This window comes from Streptomyces sp. NPDC001781, assembly GCF_053596035.1.
Genome location: NZ_JBSFFI010000026.1, coordinates 40,355 through 57,152, shown reverse-complemented (window position 1 = coordinate 57,152; position 16,798 = coordinate 40,355). Strand labels below are relative to the sequence as shown.

Here is a 16,798-nt window from a genome sequence, read left to right as displayed (position 1 = left end):
CGCGCTCACCGGGCGCGGGGCGCCAGGGGGCCGCCGGGTGCGAGGGCGAGCTTCGCGAACCGCTCACCGATCCGCCGGTGCGCCGCGCCGTCCGGGTGGAGCCCGTCGGGCAGCGGCAGCTCCGCGAAGTCGGCCTCGCCGTACAGCTCGCGCCCGTCGAGCAGGTGCAGGTGCGGGTCCTCGGCGGAGCGCTGCCCCACGATCCTGACCAGCTCCTCCCGTACGGTGTTCAGCGTGAGCTTGCCGCGCGCCGCCTCCGCCGGGTCACCGGCCGCGCGGAACGCGAGCCGGCCCTCGCTCAGCGCGGCGACGTCCGGCATGGTCGGGCCGGGGGTGTCCTCGTGCATCGGGCACAGGATGGGGGAGACCACGAGCAGCGGTATGTCGGGGTGACCTTCGCGGACCGTGTCGAGGAACCCGTGCACGGCGGGTCCGAACGCGCGCAGCCGCATCAGGTCGGTGTTGACCAGGTTGATGCCCACCTTGACGCTGATCAGGTCGGCCGGGGTGTCCCGCAGCGCGCGGGCGGTGAACGGGTCCAGCAGGGCGCTGCCGCCCAGCCCCAGATTGACCAGCTCGACCCCGCCGAGCGAAGCGGCGACGGCCGGCCAGACGCCGGTCGGGTTCGCGGCGTCCGAGCCGTGGCTGATGGAGCTGCCGTGGTGCAGCCACACCGGCCGGTCCGCGGCGGACACGGGCGTCACGGGCGCGTCGGTGCGCAGGGCGACCAGCTCGGTGGTCTCGTTGTGCGGCAGCCAGATCTCCACGGTCTTGTCCTCGGCGGACAGCCCGCCGAAGCGGGCGGTGCCGACCGGACCGCGGGTCAGTTCGGCGGCGCCGGTGGTCATGTCGATGGTCAGCGTGTCACCGCCGTCCACCGTGGTGCTGCCCGCGGGGCGTTCGTCGACCACCAGGTCGTAGACGCCGTCCGGGCGGGGCGGGGCACCCAGGTAGGCCCGCTTCGTCGGCACGGTGTCCAGCTCGATCGCGGTGGCACGGGTGCGGAACACCAGCCGTACGCCTGAGGGCTGGGACTCCGCCATGTGCAGTTGCGGGTCGGCGCACTGGGCGCGGGCCCGCGCGGGCAGCCGGTGCGGGAGGAGGCCGCGCTCGGTCCGCTCCAGTTCCAGCGCGCCCCGGACGAGATCGGCGGTGAGGGCGGTGGTGGTCCACTCGTTGGTCATAGGAGGTCCGTAGGCAGTAGGGGCAGGGAGTTCAGGAGGCGGGCCAGTTGCGCAGCAGGGCGTCGAGTGCGTCGAGGACGCGGTCCCAGGACTCCTGCGAACCGGGAGTGCTGTGGTCGAACCCGCCCGCCGACTCCAGGCCGACGTAGCCGCTGAACACACTGCCCAGCAGGCGTACGGCATGGGTCTGGTCGGGCTCGGCGAGGTCGTAGCCGCGCAGGATCGCCCGGGTCATCTGGGAGTGCCGGACGCCCGCGCCGGCCGCCGCGGTCTCCGGGTCCAGCCGGTACCGGGCCGCCTCGAAGCGGCCGGGGTGTGCGCGCGCGTAGTCGCGGTAGGCGTTGGCGAACGCGGTCAGGGCGTCCTTGCCGGCCCGGCCCGCGAGCGCCTCGGCGGCACGGTCGGCCAGCTCCTCCAGGGCGAGCAGCGCGATCCGGGTGCGCAGGTCGTGGGAGTTGCGCAGATGCGAGTACAGGCTCGCGGTCTTGACATCGAACCGCCGGGCCAGCGCCGACACCGTGACCTGCTCGAACCCGGCCTCGTCGGCCAGCTCCGCCCCGGCCCGGACCAGCCGCTCCGTACTCAGTCCCGCACGCACCACGAACTCCGCCTCTCGGTGAACCTGAACGATTATGCATTTGCCTAAAGGGTTTAGGCAAATGCGCGTCACGCGTAGGCGAGAACGCCGGAGGCCGCCGACCGGGGTACGGTCGGCGGCCTCCGTGAGCCGCTACGGGGTCTCTCAGACCTCCGGCGCCGGGTACGTCGGGTACTCCACGCCCGAGACGTGCTGGACGACCCGGACCACCTGGCAGGAGTAGCCGAACTCGTTGTCGTACCAGAGGTAGAGGATCGCGTTGTCGCCGTCGACCTTCAGAGCGCCGCCGTCGACGATCGAGGCGTTGCGGGAGCCGATGAAGTCGCTGGAGACCGCGTCGGGGGCCGTGGTGAAGTCGATCTGGCGCTTCAGCGGGGAGGTCAGCGACACCTCGCGCAGGTAGTCGTGGACCTCCTCGCGGGTGGTCTCGCGGCCGAGCCGCAGGTTGAGGATGGCGATCGAGACGTCCGGCACCGGGACCCGGATCGAGCTGCCGGTGATCGGCGCCTTGAGGTCCGGCAGTGCCTTCGACACGGCGGACGCGGCGCCCGTCTCGGTGATCACCATGTTGAGCGGCGCGGAGCGGCCGCGGCGCTCGGCCTTGTGGTAGTTGTCCAGCAGGTTCTGGTCGTTGGTGAACGAGTGGACCGTCTCGACGTGGCCGCGCAGCACCCCGTACTCGTCGTCCATGGCCTTCAGCGGCGGGACGATGGCGTTGGTGGTGCAGGACGCGCAGGACAGGATCTGCTCGTCGGGCTTGATGGTGTGGTGGTTGACGCCGTGCACGATGTTCGGCACGTCACCCTTGCCGGGCGCGGTCAGCACGACCTTGTCGATACCGGGCCGCAGGTGCTTCGACAGGCCCGCGCGGTCACGCCAGTTGCCGGTGTTGTCGATGAGGATGGCGTCGCGGATGCCGTACTCGGTGTAGTCCACGGACGAGGGGTCGTCGGCGTAGATCACCTTGATCTCGTTGCCGTTGGCGACGATCGTGCTGGCGTCCTCGTCGACCGTGATGGTGCCCTGGAACTGGCCGTGGATCGAGTCGCGGCGCAGCAGCGAGGCCCGCTTGACCAGGTCACCGGCGGCCTTGGCGCCACCGCCGCGGACCACGACGGCGCGCAGGCGCAGGCCGTTGCCCGAACCGGCCTTCTCGATCAGCAGCCGTGCGACCAGCCGGCCGATCCGGCCGAAGCCGTACAGCACGACGTCGCGCGGCGCGCGGCGCTCGATCTTCTCGGCGCCGGTCGCCCCGGCGACCGCCTCGGCGGTGAACTCCGCGACGCTCAGTCCCCGGTCGTCGGCCTTGTACGTCGCGGCCAGCATGCCGAGGTCGATCTGGGAGGGGCCGAGGTCGAGGGCGGTCAGCGCCTTCAGGAACGGCATCGTCTCGGTGACCGACAGCTCCGCTCCCGCGATCTGACGGGCGAAACGGTGGGTCTTGAGGATGCTGACCACCGACTTGTTCACCAGGGAGCGGCTGTGCAGCAGGACGGTCACGTCCCGCTCGCGGTGCAGCTTCCCGATGATCGGGATCATCGACTCCGCGATCTCCTCGCGGTGCTTCCAGTTCGTGAACGAGTCGTCGTTGACAGTCACAGATCTATCTTTCGAGCTAGGCGGCGCTCATATGGTAGACACACCCTACTTTGATCATCACAGCCCCCCGTCACGGGGGGTCGGCCCGGGCGCCGTTCCTGAATCAGGGTGGAAGAACGCGCGACACCCTGGCACCGCGTTGCACCGCCCGTACCCCGTGACCATGGTCGGAGCGTGATCACGTCTTCCGCACCCAGGCCCCGAGCGGCCACCGCCCCCCGCCCGGCCCGCCGCCGCGCACTGCCCCGGATCGTCCACCACCGCGCACCGCACGGCGCCCTCCTCGCCCTCGCGCTGTTCGCCGCCGTCCGCGCGGCGGGCATCGCCACCGTGATCGCCGTCAACGCGCTGACCGGCCGCCCGCTCGTGCGCGGCCTCGCCCACTCCTGGGACTCGCGCTGGTACCTCCACATCGCAGCCCACGGCTACGGCCGGCTCATCTGGATCACCCCCACCGGGGGAGTGCAGAGCGACTGGGCGTTCTTCCCGCTCTATCCGGCCCTGGTCCGGGCGGCCGACACCGTCCTGCCGCTCACCCCGGCGGCGGCGGCCATGCTCGTCTCCTGGACGGCCGCCGTCGTCGCCGCGTACGGCGTCCACCTCATCGGCCACCGCCTGTACGGCCGTGCCACCGCCACCGCCCTCGTCGCGCTGTGGGCCGCGCTGCCGCACGCGGTGGAGCTGACCATCGCCTACACCGAGTCCCTCTTCGCCGCCCTGGCCGCCTGGTCCCTGTACTGCGTGCTCAGGGACCGCTGGCTCTGGGCGGGCACCCTCGCGCTCCTGGCGGGCCTCGCCCGGCCCACCGGCTTCGCCGTGGCGGCCGCCGTCATCACGGCCGGCGCGCGACAGCTCTGGCTGCGGCGCGGGCAGGCCGCCCCTCGGGTGTGGGCGGCCTGCCTGCTCGCCCCCCTCGGCTGGCTCGGCTACGTCCTCTGGGTCGGCCGGCGCACCGGCGACCTGACGGGCGGCTACTTCGCCGTGCAGAGCGCCTGGGGCTCCCGGATCGACTTCGGCGCCGGCGCGGCCCGCTTCGTCGGCGCGCTCCTCGCCCACGGCGGCCAGGTCGTCTACCCCGTCGCCCTCGCCCTCGTCCTGATCAGCCTGGTGCTGTTCGCGCTGCTCTGCCTGGAGCGCGCCCCGCTGGTCCTGGTCACCTTCGCCGGCGTCCTGGTGCTGCTCGTGGTGTTCGGCTCCGGCTCCTTCTCCTCCAAGCCCCGCTTCCTGCTGCCGGCCTTCCCGCTGCTCATCCCGGCCGCCCGCGCCCTCACCCGCGGCTGGCGCACCCGCCCCGCCGCGGCCCTCCTGGTCGGCGGAGCCCTGGCCGCCGTCTCCGTGCTGTACGGCGCCTATGTCACGGTGCTCGTGCACTCACCCCTGTGACCCCGCGCCGGTGCGAAGGACCGGAAAGGGGGTAGGCGGTGGCTTCGAGGAAAGGACGACCATGACGACCTACGTGATCACCGTGCCCGGCACCTTCACCACGGACATCGAGGCCGGCACCCGCGCCCGGCTCGGCCGGGCCCTGCGCCCCGCCGACCCGCACGCCACCGACCTGGGCAGCGCCGAGGACCTCGACACCCTCAACGTGAACGAGGACGGCACCTTCACCCTCCACCTCACCGTCGAGGCCGACAGCAACCGGCACGCCGAGCAGGAGGCCCGCCGTCTCGCCGACGAGGCCCTGCGCACCGCCGGGCTGGACGAGAACACCGCGCCGCTCGGGCCCGCCGTGATCACCGGCATCGACTCCCAGGTGCACTGACGGTCCGAGGCGGGCCGTCCCGGACGCCGAAGGCGCCCAGATGGGTAGAATCCAGACAACGGCCCGCCAGGATCACCGCCCACCGGAAGTGAACGATGTTCCGCAAGCGCCCCACGGACGACGGCGACGAGCTGCTTGCCCGACTCGGCTCGCTCACGGCTCAGGCGCGGGAGCGCGCGGAACAGCAGCGCAGCCAGGTCGAACTGGCCATCGCCCTCCAGCGCGGCATGCTCCCGCGCGACCTCCCCAGCCGCCCCGGTCTCCACCTCGCGGTGCGCTACGCCCCCGCCAACCAGGGCCTCAACGTGGGCGGCGACTGGTACGACGCCTTCGCGATGCCGGACGGCAGGATCGGCCTCACCATCGGCGACGTCCAGGGCCACAACATCGAGGCGGCCGCCTTCATGGGCCAGGTCCGGGCCGCCCTGCGCGCGCTCGCCTCCGTCACCAGTGAGCCCGGCGAACTCCTCGCCCGCACCAACGACCTGCTGGTGACCCTCGGCAGCGATCTCTTCGCCACCTGCACCTTCCTCCGGCTGGACCCCGTCACGGGCGTCCTGGAGAGCGCCCGGGCCGGGCACATACCGTTCGTCTGGGCCACGGCCGACGGCAAGTCCGGCGTCGTCCACGACATGGGTGGCCCGCCCCTCGGCATCCAGCCCGGAATGGACTACCGCGTCACCCGGCACCGGCTCTCCACCGGCGGCGTCTTCGTCCTGCTCACCGACGGCGTGGTGGAGGGGCCCTCACTGCACGTCGAGGACGGCCTCGCCCAGGTCGTGCGCCTCGCGGGCATCGCCGCCGTCGCCGGCCTGAGGGCGCACGCGCTCGCCGCCGCCGTGATCAAGGGCGCCGACCACGTGGGCCACGACGACGACGCGGCCGTACTCGTCGTCGGGCACGACGGCCCCGAACACCCGCCCGCAATGCCCCGCGACGTTACGCCATAGGCGTCGTTCGCCTCGCCGCGCCCGGCTGTCCGGTGTGAGAGTTGCCGGGTGGTGGCATTCCCTGAAGCGCGTCGGCCCGGCGGCCATGCCGCCGTGGTCGTGGCCGTCGCGGTCTGCTACTTCGCGGCCGGGCGCCTCGGCCTGCTCTGCAAGCTCACCGTCGGCGGCGCGGTCGTCACCCCCATCTGGCCGCCGACCGGTGTGGCCGTCGCCGCCCTGCTGATCCTCGGGGTCCGCTACTGGCCCGGCGTCACGATCGGCGCCTTCCTGATCATGCTGTCGCTGGACTCGCCGCTGCTCTACGCGCTCGGCTACATGGTCGGCAACACCCTGGCTCCGGTGGTGGCGGTGGCGCTGCTGCGCCGGGCCGGGCTCCGTACCGACCTCAGGCGGCTGCGGGACGGGGTCGCCCTGGTGTTCTTCGGCGCGCTGGGCGCCATGCTGATCAGCTCGACCGTGGGCGTGGCCCTGCTCCTGGCGACCCACCGGATGCCCGCGCACACCTTCTGGACCGTGTGGCTCGCCTGGTGGGTGGGGGACGCCATGGGTGTCCTGCTGGTCACCCCGCTCCTGCTCCTGTTCAGCCACGCCCGCGGGCTGCGGCCGACACCCCGCAGGTGGGAGGCCGGAACGCTGGCCGTGGCCGCCGGCTGCGTCGTCCCGTTCGCCGTCTACAGCCACCTCAGCCTGCTGTTCCTGGTGTACCCGCTGATCATCTGGATCGCGCTCCGCTTCGAGCTGGTCGGCAGCATGCTCTGCGCGCTGGCCACCTCGGTGCTCGCCGCGCTCGTCGCCGGCGAGAATGTCGGCGCCTTCCGCGGGCTGACCCGCGTCGAGGTCATGACCAAGCTCCAGGGCTTCAACGGCACCATGGCGCTGACCGCGCTGCTGCTGTCGGCAGTGATCGCCGAGCAACGGCACACCCGGCGCTCCGTGGAGCGGGCGTGCGAGGAACTGGTCGAGGTGCTGGAACACCTCACCGCGGGGGAGGCCCCGCCACCCCGCCCGGGCACCGAGGACGCCGACCCCCTGCTCCGGCCCGGCGACGACGCGCGGCCGCCGGGCCAGTAGCCCCCGGAGCCTCTTCGGCCAGGTCCGGACGGGCCCTACGCCAGCGCGACCGACGCCGTGATCCGCTTGCCGCGGCCCAGTGGTACGACCTCGAGGGCGTCGCACAGCAGGCTCACCAGCCGCAGCCCGTGACCGCCCACCCGCTCCGGGTCGGGCGCCCGGTGCCGGGGCGGCCGGGGCGAGGAGTCCGTGACGCTGATCCGGAGCGCCGGCGGGTCCGGCACCACTTCCATGTGCAGGAAGAACGGCCCCGGCGCGTGCTTGAGCGCGTTGGTCACCAGTTCGCTGGTGACGAGCTGTGCGTCCTGCACGGCACGGACCGAGGGCGCCGGGCGGACCCGCGCGAGCAGATCGGCGACCGCGTTCCTGGCCTCCGGCAGGGACGCGGTGCCGGCGTCCCACCGGCGGCTGTAGCGCGGCAGGTCCGGCGCGGTACGCGGCATCGTGTCTGTCGTGAGGGGGAGGTCCATGCGGAATCGCCCTTCTCCCGTGGTGGCTGGTCAAGGCCCCGTCGTGCGATCTCGGAGGATCGTCCCGTCTCCACCCGGCTACCCCGAGCTCCGCCGGTCAAGGGGTATGAGTGCGGAAATGCCCCGGACGCGCGAGAACGGCCGGACCGAAACACCGGACACAAAGCAGCGGGCCCGGAAATCCACGAATGGAATTTCCGGGCCCGCGCCGGGTACGGCTGCGCACCGACTCAGTGCTTGAACACGTCCTTGGCCTTTTCCTTGGCCTCGCGTGCGTCGCCCTTCGCGCCTTCGGCCCGGCCCTCGGCCTCCATGCGCTCGTTCCCGACGGCCTTGCCCATGGTCTCCTTGACCTTGCCCTTGACCTGCTCGGCCTTGGCCTTGCCCTTCTCGTCACCAGCCATGGAATTTCACATCCCAACGTTCTCGGTGCGTGGTCGCCATCCGGATATCCCCACCGCCGAAGGCCAAACCAAGAGGGCCGGAATCCATGGACCGGATTCACCCGGACGGACCCGCCCGCGCCGCACCGGATGCCGGACGGCCGGCGCCGCGGCCAGCGATCCGACCGCGACGAGCACGTCACGGCTTCACCGGACGCTCTCGTCGAACACCGTCGTGGCGTGGACGCCCGCCGGCCACGCCCGCGAGGACCCGCACCCCCACCCGGAGAGCCGCGCCGAGCGCGCCGAAGCCGAGGAAGCGGGGCCGGGCCATCCCCGGTGGTACCCACGACGACCCCGTCGGCCCGGCGCGGGCCCTTCACGGAGCGGGCCACCGTGGTGACCTTGCCGCCGTGCCGCCGGAAGAACGCCTCCGCGGCCTCGAAGCGTTCCGGCGTCAGCAGCAGGTACCTGGCCCGGCGAGGACCGCCCGGCCGCCGGTACGCCCGACCAGGTGGCACATCGTCCCCGGGGACCGCCGCCGGGAACGCCCCGGCGGCCACGGCGACGATGACCGGCTCACCCGCTCCGGCGTGGATCCCGTCCGAGAGCAGGTCCCTCTCGCCGGCGCCGGTACCCGGAGATCCTCCGGGAGGACGGCCGCGCCGACGGGCCCGTGGCCGCAGGGACCGAGCAGCGGGGACGGCTGGCCGACGAGGGGAGCCCGCATGGCGCCACCCTGCGTCGCACCGCGCCCCCCGTGACCTGTGGGAAGGGCCGCACCCGGGACCGTGCTCAGGATCGGCCGACCGCGTCCTGGTCGCGCGCCTGCTCCGGGGCGGACGGTTCCGCGGCCGGCTCGGCGGGGGCCGTGCGGTCCCGGCGCCACTTGGCCGCCGCCAGGGCGATCTGGTCGGTGTAGCGCGCGGTCAGCGGGCCGACCACCACCAGGATCAGCACGTACGCGGTGGCCAGCGGGCCCAGCCGGGAGTCGATCCCCGAGGTGACCGCGAGACCGGCGATGACCACGGAGAACTCGCCGCGCGCCACCAGCGTGCCGCCCGCCCGCCAGCGGCCCCGGACGGAGACACCCGCGCGCCGCGCCGCCCAGTAACCGGTGGCGATCTTGGTGAGGGCGGTGACGACCGCGAGGGCCAGCGCGGGCAGCAGCACCGGCGGGATGCTCGCCGGATCGGTGTGCAGCCCGAAGAACACGAAGAACACGGCCGCGAACAGGTCCCGCAGCGGTGCCAGCAGGTTGTGCGCGCCCTCGGCGACCTCGCCGGACAGTGCGATGCCCACCAGGAAGGCGCCGACCGCCGCCGAGACCTGGAGCTGCTGGGCGAGTCCGGCCACCAGCAGGGTGAGGCCGAGGACCACGAGCAGGAGCTTCTCCGGGTCGTCGCTGGAGACGAAGCGCGAGATGACCCGGCCGAAGCGCACCGCCAGCAGAAGCACCAGACCGGCCACGCCGAGGGCGATGGCGAGCGTGATCCCGCCCGCCACGAAGCCCGTGCCGGCCAGCAGTGCGGTGACCAGCGGGAGGTAGACCGCCATCGACAGGTCCTCCAGCACCAGGATGCTGAGGATCACCGGGGTCTCCCGGTTGCCGATCCGGCCCAGGTCGCCCAGGACCTTGGCGATGACGCCGGAGGACGAGATCCAGGTGATGCCGGCCAGCACCACGGCGGCGATGGGACCCCAGCCCAGCATCAGCGCCATCACCGCGCCCGGAACCGCGTTGAGCGCGAAGTCCACCAGACCGGCCGGGTACTGCGTCTTCAGGTTGGAGACCAGGTCACCGGCGGTGTACTCCAGACCCAGCATGAGCAGCAGCAGGATCACGCCGATCTCGGCCCCGATCGCCACGAACTCCTCGCTGGCGCCCAGCGGCAGCAGCCCGCCCTCGCCGAAGGCCAGCCCGGCGAGCAGGTACAGCGGGATGGGGGAGAAGCTCAGCCGGGCGGCGAGCCGGCCGAGCAGGCCGAGGGCCAGGATGATGGCACCGAACTCGATCAGGAAGACCGCGGAGGAGTGCATCCGGATCACTCCCTGCCGAGGATCTCGGCGGCCGCGTCGGCGCCCTCGCGGGTGCCGATCACGATGAGCGTGTCACCGCCCGCGAGCCGGAAGCTCGGACCGGGGGAGGGGATGGCGTCGGCGCGGCGCAAGACGGCCACGATCGACACGCCGGTCTCGGTGCGCATCCGTGTCTCCCCGAGCAGCCGCCCGTTCCAGTGCGAGACGGAGGACAGCGAGATGCGCTCGGCCACCAGGCCCAGCTCGGTCGTGGAGAGCAGGCTGGGGCTCTGGTGCGACGGCATCAGCGTCTTGGCGACGGCCTCCGCCTCCCCGCCGCTCAACTGCAGCGACAGCGCGCACGCGTCGGGGTCGTCCTCGCGGTAGGCGCTCAGCGTCCGCGCCCCGTCCCGGTGGGCCACCACCGACAGCCGGCGGTGCTCGCGGGTGGTGAGGTCGTACCGGACACCGATCCCCGGCAACGGCGTCCTACTCGTGCGTGCGGTACCCATCGCAACCCCCCTGACGATTTTGACTGTTTCTTTGTGCAACCATTGCCTACACCTTAGCTTGACGGTGCACGGCCACACGGTAGGCGGTCTGTCAGAGGGGTCACGTCACGCTTCGCGCGGCATCAGCCGCCGAGGTTGCCCTGCCGGGCGTCGGCCCACAGGTCGACCCCGCCGTCGGTGGCGTACTTGTCGATCTCGGCCAGCTCCTCGGCGCTGAACTCCAAGTTCTCGAGCGCCGCCACGTTCTGCTCCAGCTGCTCGGTGCGCGAGGCGCCGATCACCAGCGAGGTCACCCGCTCGTCGCGCAGCGCCCAGGCCAGCGCCATCTGGGCCAGGGACTGGCCGCGCCGGGCTGCGATGTCGTTGAGGGCGCGCAGCCGGCCGCGCATGTCCTCCGTCAGCCAGGACTGGTCGAAGGACTTGCCCGCCGCCGCCCGCGAGTCCTCCGGCACACCGTCCAGGTAGCGGCCGGTCAGCAGCCCCTGGGCCAGCGCCGTGAAGCCGATGACACCGAAGCCCTCCTCCTCGGCCACGTCGAGCAGACCCTCGGTCTCGATCCAGCGGTTGAGCATGCTGTACGACGGCTGGTGGATCAGCATCGGCGTGCCCAGTTCGCGCAGGATCGCAGCGGCCTGCCGGGTGCGCTCGGCGTCGTAGGAGGAGATGCCGACGTACAGCGCCTTGCCCTGGCGGACGGCGGTGTCGAGCGCGCCCATCGTCTCCTCCAGCGGCGTGCTGGCGTCCAGCCGGTGGGAGTAGAAGATGTCCACGTAGTCCAGGCCCATACGCTTCAGCGACTGGTCCAGGGAGGCCAGCACGTACTTGCGCGAGCCGCCGCCCTGACCGTAGGGGCCCGGCCACATGTCCCAGCCCGCCTTGGTGGAGACCACCAGCTCGTCCCGGTAGGGCGCGAGGTCCTGCTTCATCAGCCGGCCGAAGTTGATCTCCGCCGAGCCGTAGGGCGGGCCGTAGTTGTTCGCCAGGTCGTGATGGGTGATTCCCAGGTCGAAGGCGCGCAGTGCGATCTCGCGCTGGGTCTCGAAGGGCCGGTCGTCACCGAAGTTGTGCCAGTAGCCCAGCGACAGCAGGGGCAGATCGAGCCCCGAGCGGCCGGTGCGCCGGTAGCGCATGGTGCCGTCGTAGCGAGCGGGGTCCGCGACATGGTTCATCGGGTGGTCTCCGGGTGATGCCGTAGGGGTGCCCCCGGGAAGCGGGGCTGATCCACCCTGCGCCCTCGGCAGCGCGAAGTCCAACCGTCGCACGTCATGGGATTGAGCTGCCTTGTTTCTTAATCACCCCGCCGCTGACCTCGGCGTTCGCCCATGTGTACGTGGCTGGTGTGACGCGTGCTGCCCAGGGCAGCAGGATGAGACGCGGGGCTGTGCCCGGTGCGGCCGGAGACAGCGCGTCCCGGTGACACCGACGGCGAAAGGAGCGGCAGTGAGCGATGCCCTGTCCGACGGAGAGCGGCCCTCAGGCATAAAGAGGAAGACCTCCCAGGCGGTGACGGACCTCCCTCATCAGGTCCGTGAGGAGCTGACCAGCAGACTGCGCCGCAATCGCGGCGCCTTCCGCAAGGACGACGTCCAGGTCGTCGAACCTCCCCTCCTCAAGCGAGCCGTCGGCGCCTCGGCGCTCGGCAACTGCATGGAGTGGTTCGACTTCGGGGTCTACAGCTACCTCGCCGCCACGCTCGGCAAGGTGTTCTTCCCTGGCGCCTCTCCAGGTGCCCAGGTGATCTCCTCCTTCGCCACCTTCGCCGCCGCCTTCGTGGTCCGCCCCCTCGGCGGCCTGGTCTTCGGACCGCTCGGCGACCGGCTCGGCCGGCAGAAGGTTCTGGCCACCACCATGATCATGATGGCCGTCGGCACCTTCGCCATCGGTGTGATCCCCGGCTACTCCACCATCGGCATCGCGGCCCCCGTCCTGCTGCTGATCGCCCGCATGGTGCAGGGCTTCTCCACCGGCGGTGAGTACGGCGGCGCGACCACCTTCGTCGCGGAGTACTCACCCGACCGGCGGCGCGGCTTCCTCTCGAGCTGGCTCGACTTCGGCACCTTCGTCGGCTACGCCCTCGGCTCCGCCCTGGTCACCGTGCTGAACCTGCTGCTGTCGGACGCCGAGATGCTCTCCTGGGGCTGGCGCATCCCGTTCCTGATCGCCGGTCCGCTCGGCGTGATCGGCCTCTACATGCGGATGAAGCTGGAGGAGTCCCCGGCGTTCCAGCAGCAGCTCGACGAACACGAGAAGAGCCTCGCCCAGGAGTCGGCGGGCAGCGAGTTCAAGGACATCATCAAGAGGCACTGGGCGGCGCTGCTCATCTGCATGGGCCTGGTGCTGCTGTACAACGTCACCAACTACATGGTCACCGGCTACCTGCCGACGTACCAGACCGAGACCCTCGGACGGTCCAGCAGTTCGGCCGATGTGCTGGTGCTCATCGGCATGGTGTGGATCGTCATCCTGATCACGTTCCTCGGCCGGCTGAGCGACCGGATCGGCAGGCGCCCGCTGTACGGCTGGGCCGCCGCCGCCATGATCGTCCTGGCGATCCCGGCCTTCCTGCTGATCAGGATGGAGGGCGCCTGGGCGCCGATCCTCGGCGTGCTGATCCTCTCCACCCTGCTGGCCTGCTTCGCCGCACCGAGCGCGGCCACGCTGCCGGCCCTCTTCCCGACGGCCGTCCGCTACGCGGCGATGGGCATCGGCTTCAACTTCTCCGTCGCCGCCTTCGGCGGTACGACCCCGCTGGTCACCGCCGCGCTGGTGAACGCCACCGGTGACGAACTGATGCCCGCGTACTACCTGATGCTGGCCGGCCTCATCGGCCTGGTCACGGTCAAGTTCCTCCCCGAGAGCGCCCAGGTCCCCCTGCGCGGCTCCCAGCCCATGGTCGGCTCCAACGAGGAACGCCGAGAGCTGATCACGACGTCGAAGGAGCTGTACGCCCTGGCGAAGGACCGCCCGGCGGCTGACCGGAGCTGATCCGCCCGGGATCCGGGGGACCCCCGTCGACCCTGTGGCGACGGGGGTCCTGGCGTGCGGGCGGCCAACTCCCACACGGCGCCATACGGCTTCACGCGCACGGTGTCCTGATTCCCGCCCACACGGCTGCTCCCCGCCTCGGCCCGAGGCGGGGAGCAGCCGTGTGTCCCTGGTGGTCAGCGGGGACGGATGTGCGTGGAGCGAGCGCACAGGTACCGTCTCGAAGGTGTGCGTCCAGGACGGCAGCGGCAAGGGCTGCGACTACGGGCGTGACACCGGTACGGGGCGAGAGGGCGCCGGCCCCACGTGCCGCCGTTGAGGTGCTGGAGAAGAAGACCGGTATCGAACTGGCCGACACGGGAACGGACTTCACCCTCGGCGGGGACAGGTGCAGCAGGTGTCGTTCACGAAGTCGTCAGGTGTTCTGTTCCACGCCGTCGGCGTTACCACCCACGAAGCGTCCTTCGTGTACCACCGCACTCCGGCGGACTCGACGCCGATACGCGACACCGTGGTCACCTGGGCGCCCCACATGTACGGCGACCTGGTGCAGTGCGGGACCGACGGGAAACCGGAACCGTCGAGCGCCGAGGCCGCGAGGCTCGTCTGCCCCGGTCCGGGCGGGCGTTCAGCCGGCTCGCCCCGCTGGATCGAGCCGTCCCGGATCGTCCTGATCAGGTGCGCGGCGCGGCTGTGAGCCTGCTGGTTCGGCTGAAGGACTTCGCCCGCTCCTGAACGGCACCCTCTAGCTCACGGGCCGGAAGCAGGCGGTGACCTCCTTGCCGCGCGGGCACGGGTAGGCGCGCCAGCTGTCGGCCAGCGCGTCCACCAGCAGCATGCCCCGGCCGCCGGTCGCCCCGGTGGTCGGCCTGCGCTGCTCCGGAAGCTTCGGCGAGGCGTCGTGCACGGTGACGTGCAGGCACTCGCTGTCCCAGGTCAGCACGAGCTGCGCGGTGGCCTGGGCGTGCACATGGGCGTTGGTGACCAGCTCGGACACGGTCAGCAGCACCGCGTCCACCGTGTCCGGGGCGCTCCGCGCCCAGCCCAGGCTCTCCAGATGGCCGCGCGTCCAGTCCCGCGCCACCTTCACCCCACTGCTGACGGGCAGCGACCGCGCCCACCCCACGGCGCGAAGGGAGGACTCGCTCAAGGAAGATTCATCCACGCTCATGACAACCGCCTTCCCCACGATCGCCCCCGCACCCGCCCAGACCACGGAACGGGCCCCGGTCGAGCGAACCTCCGCTCGTCCAGGGCCCCTCCGGTAGGTTGGATCATGCCGGGCTCGCGGGAGCCGGACGAAGGACCCTAGCGGCGCTTGCGGCGGCTCAGCAGGGTCAGCGCGACCACCGCGACCGCACCGGCGACCAGCAGCTTGCGCTTGTCGCGGACCTGCTCGGGCGCCCGCTCCTGCCAGAGCTGCTCGGCCTGGCCGGCCTTGGCCTTCACCTGGGTCGCCGCGGCGGCGGCCTTCCCCTTGACGGGGTCCGGCACCTTCTCCGCCAGCTTCTGCGCGGTCTCGGTGGTCTGCACCTTCAGCGCGGCCGCCTTCTCCTGGGCACGGGCCTTGACGTCGGCCTTGTCGGTGAGTGCTTCCACGGTCTCCCCGAGCTCATGGCGGGTCCGCTCGACCTGCTCCCGAAGCTCCTGGGGGCTCGCGGAGGAGGACTCCTCGAACGGCTGCTGTGTCATCGCTTCGCACTCTCCTTGATCTCGGCCACATCGGCCTTCACGCTGTCGATGGTCTGCTCCGGAGCGGGCGGGGCGGCCATGCCGAACTCCTTCTTGCCGGTCAGGGCGAGCACCGCGGTGACCACGCCGAGAACGCCGGTGACGATCAGGGCCGCGGCCCACACCGGAAGTGGTACGGCGAGGCCGGCGATCGCCGTGGCCACCAGCGCCTGGAGCGTCAGGAAGCCGACCAGGCCGGCGCCCCCGAAGAACCCGCCGCCCTTGCCGTAGCGCTTGCCCTTCTCCTTCATCTCCGCCTGCGCGAGGCGGAGTTCGCCACGCACCAGTTCGGTGAGCTGCTGCGAGGCGCGCTGCACCAATTCGCCGACCGGCTCCTCACGGGCCATCGCTCGTTCACGGTCGGGTTCGAACATGACCATCACCCCTCCTGCGTCTCCGGCAATCCGGGTGCCCCGGTTACGCCGCAAGACGCCTGTGAGGGCCCTGTTGCACAGGGCCCTCACACGGGCGGCACCGAGATGGACGGGACAGGCGGGGGAACGCGCTACGGCTGTGGCCAGCTGTCCGCCTCGCGGGCAAGCGGCGCGTCCGTCTCGAAGGGGGTGGCGGATCGGCTCGGGTCGAGGATCTCGTCACCGAAGAGATCCTGCAGCCAGTTGGTCTGGTACACGGTGTCGAGATACCGCTCGCCGAGGTCCGGCGCGATGGCCACCGCCGTCAGGTCACGGGTGTCGTGGCGGGCCAGCCAGTGCGCCGCGCCGCTGACCACCGTGCCGGTGGATCCGCCGAAGAGGAAGCCGCGCCGGGCCATCCGGTGGCAGGCCCGGATGGTGTCCGCCTCCTCCACCCGGATCACCTCGTCGACGTAGGACTCGTCCAGCAGCGGCGGCCGCATGCTCATCCCGAGGCCGGGGATCATACGGCGACCTGGTTCCCCGCCGAACGCGACCGAGCCCACGCTGTCCACGGCGACGATGCGCACCGGGCGGTGCCACTGCCGGAAGTACCTCGCGCACCCCATCAGCGTCCCGGCGGTACCCGTACCGACGAACAGCACGTCCAGACCCGGGAACTGACGAGCGATCTGCGGTGCGGTCGTGCGGAAGTGCGCCTGCCAGTTGCCGGGGTTGGTGTACTGGCTGAGCCACACGTACCGGTCGTCGGAGGCGCACAGCGAGCGGACGTACTCGATCCGCGTGCCGAGGAACCCGCCGTTCTCGTCCAGGTCGGCGACGATGTGCACCTTGCTGCCGAGGGACTCCATCATCAGCCGGGTCGACAGGTTGCAGCGCGAGTCGGTCACGCACAGGAACCGGTAGCCCTTGCTCGCGGCGATCATGCTGAGCGCCACGCCGAGGTTGCCGGAGGAGGACTCGACGATGACGGAGTCCGGCTTGAGGATGCCCTCCCTCTCGGCGCCCTCCACCATCTCGTTCGCGGCCTTCAGCTTGATGGAGCCGGCGAAGTTGAAACCCTCGCACTTCAGGTAGAGGGGACATCCGAGGGTCGACTCGAGGTCGACGAAGAGATGGCCTTCGTTGAAGTCATGGGGAGCGGATATGACGGGCAC

Annotated in this window: 18 protein-coding genes; 6 read left to right on the top strand and 12 right to left on the bottom strand. The window is 71.5% G+C overall.

The genetic code is table 11. From position 1 onward, the window contains the following. Positions 1-5 precede the first annotated feature (5 nt). The 3 genes from ACWCV3_RS22460 to ACWCV3_RS22450 form a co-directional block, all read right to left on the bottom strand. Complete coding sequence (locus tag ACWCV3_RS22460; RefSeq protein ID WP_451226934.1) at positions 6-1,184, bottom strand: GDSL-type esterase/lipase family protein; 1,179 nt, start codon at positions 1,182-1,184, stop codon at positions 6-8. A 31-nt stretch (positions 1,185-1,215) separates the two neighbouring features. Continuing rightward, a complete protein-coding gene (locus ACWCV3_RS22455; protein WP_451226932.1) occupies positions 1,216-1,785 on the bottom strand; it encodes a TetR/AcrR family transcriptional regulator in 570 nt (189 codons plus the stop codon). 141 nt (positions 1,786-1,926) lie between these two features. Beyond that, on the bottom strand, positions 1,927-3,381 hold the full coding sequence (locus ACWCV3_RS22450) for a glyceraldehyde-3-phosphate dehydrogenase (RefSeq protein WP_451226930.1): 1,455 nt from the start codon (positions 3,379-3,381) through the stop codon (positions 1,927-1,929). A 174-nt stretch (positions 3,382-3,555) separates the two neighbouring features. On the opposite strand from ACWCV3_RS22450, the gene ACWCV3_RS22445 reads away from it, so the two are divergent. The 4 genes from ACWCV3_RS22445 to ACWCV3_RS22430 all read left to right on the top strand — a co-directional run bounded on the left by ACWCV3_RS22445 (position 3,556) and on the right by ACWCV3_RS22430 (position 7,167). Then, a complete protein-coding gene (locus ACWCV3_RS22445; RefSeq protein WP_451226928.1) occupies positions 3,556-4,764 on the top strand; it encodes a hypothetical protein in 1,209 nt (402 codons plus the stop codon). Positions 4,765-4,825: 61 nt separating this feature from the next. Further along, positions 4,826-5,146, top strand: coding sequence for a hypothetical protein (locus ACWCV3_RS22440; protein WP_451226926.1), 321 nt, complete (start codon positions 4,826-4,828; stop codon positions 5,144-5,146). A gap of 95 nt (positions 5,147-5,241) precedes the next feature. Then, positions 5,242-6,096, top strand: a complete 855-nt coding sequence (locus ACWCV3_RS22435; protein WP_451226924.1) for a PP2C family protein-serine/threonine phosphatase — start codon at positions 5,242-5,244, stop codon at positions 6,094-6,096. A gap of 48 nt (positions 6,097-6,144) precedes the next feature. Continuing rightward, positions 6,145-7,167: an MASE1 domain-containing protein gene (locus tag ACWCV3_RS22430; RefSeq protein ID WP_451226921.1), complete on the top strand. Its 1,023-nt coding sequence runs from the start codon at positions 6,145-6,147 to the stop codon at positions 7,165-7,167. A 35-nt stretch (positions 7,168-7,202) separates the two neighbouring features. Here ACWCV3_RS22430 and ACWCV3_RS22425 read toward each other — a convergent pair whose 3' ends face one another. From ACWCV3_RS22425 to mgrA, 5 genes are all read right to left on the bottom strand, one after another. Beyond that, positions 7,203-7,637 carry an ATP-binding protein gene (locus tag ACWCV3_RS22425; protein WP_451226918.1) on the bottom strand — a complete coding sequence of 145 codons (435 nt, stop codon included), beginning with the start codon at positions 7,635-7,637 and terminating at the stop codon, positions 7,203-7,205. Positions 7,638-7,867: 230 nt separating this feature from the next. After that, a complete protein-coding gene (locus tag ACWCV3_RS22420; protein ID WP_451226915.1) occupies positions 7,868-8,041 on the bottom strand; it encodes a CsbD family protein in 174 nt (57 codons plus the stop codon). 774 nt (positions 8,042-8,815) lie between these two features. Then, entirely contained in the window at positions 8,816-10,060 is a 1,245-nt protein-coding gene (locus ACWCV3_RS22415; RefSeq protein WP_451226912.1) for a cation:proton antiporter, read from the bottom strand. A gap of 5 nt (positions 10,061-10,065) precedes the next feature. Further along, positions 10,066-10,551 carry a cation:proton antiporter regulatory subunit gene (locus tag ACWCV3_RS22410; protein ID WP_451226909.1) on the bottom strand — a complete coding sequence of 162 codons (486 nt, stop codon included), beginning with the start codon at positions 10,549-10,551 and terminating at the stop codon, positions 10,066-10,068. 122 nt (positions 10,552-10,673) lie between these two features. Then, positions 10,674-11,720, bottom strand: a complete 1,047-nt coding sequence (gene mgrA, locus ACWCV3_RS22405) for an L-glyceraldehyde 3-phosphate reductase (RefSeq protein WP_451226906.1) — start codon at positions 11,718-11,720, stop codon at positions 10,674-10,676. A 310-nt stretch (positions 11,721-12,030) separates the two neighbouring features. Between mgrA and ACWCV3_RS22400 the strand changes: the two genes are divergently transcribed. Together ACWCV3_RS22400 and ACWCV3_RS22395 are read left to right on the top strand one after the other, a co-directional pair. Beyond that, a complete protein-coding gene (locus tag ACWCV3_RS22400; protein ID WP_451227013.1) occupies positions 12,031-13,536 on the top strand; it encodes an MFS transporter in 1,506 nt (501 codons plus the stop codon). 397 nt (positions 13,537-13,933) lie between these two features. Further along, positions 13,934-14,233: a hypothetical protein gene (locus tag ACWCV3_RS22395; RefSeq protein ID WP_451226903.1), complete on the top strand. Its 300-nt coding sequence runs from the start codon at positions 13,934-13,936 to the stop codon at positions 14,231-14,233. A gap of 48 nt (positions 14,234-14,281) precedes the next feature. Here ACWCV3_RS22395 and ACWCV3_RS22390 read toward each other — a convergent pair whose 3' ends face one another. From ACWCV3_RS22390 to sbnA, 4 genes are all read right to left on the bottom strand, one after another. Next, a complete protein-coding gene (locus ACWCV3_RS22390) occupies positions 14,282-14,686 on the bottom strand; it encodes an ATP-binding protein (RefSeq protein WP_451226900.1) in 405 nt (134 codons plus the stop codon). A gap of 158 nt (positions 14,687-14,844) precedes the next feature. Further along, complete coding sequence (locus ACWCV3_RS22385) at positions 14,845-15,228, bottom strand: DUF3618 domain-containing protein (protein WP_451226897.1); 384 nt, start codon at positions 15,226-15,228, stop codon at positions 14,845-14,847. Beyond that, on the bottom strand, positions 15,225-15,641 hold the full coding sequence (locus tag ACWCV3_RS22380) for a phage holin family protein (RefSeq protein WP_451226894.1): 417 nt from the start codon (positions 15,639-15,641) through the stop codon (positions 15,225-15,227). Before ACWCV3_RS22380 ends, ACWCV3_RS22385 begins: the two co-directional genes overlap by 4 nt. A 131-nt stretch (positions 15,642-15,772) precedes the next feature. Then, entirely contained in the window at positions 15,773-16,798 is a 1,026-nt protein-coding gene (gene sbnA, locus ACWCV3_RS22375) for a 2,3-diaminopropionate biosynthesis protein SbnA (protein WP_451226891.1), read from the bottom strand.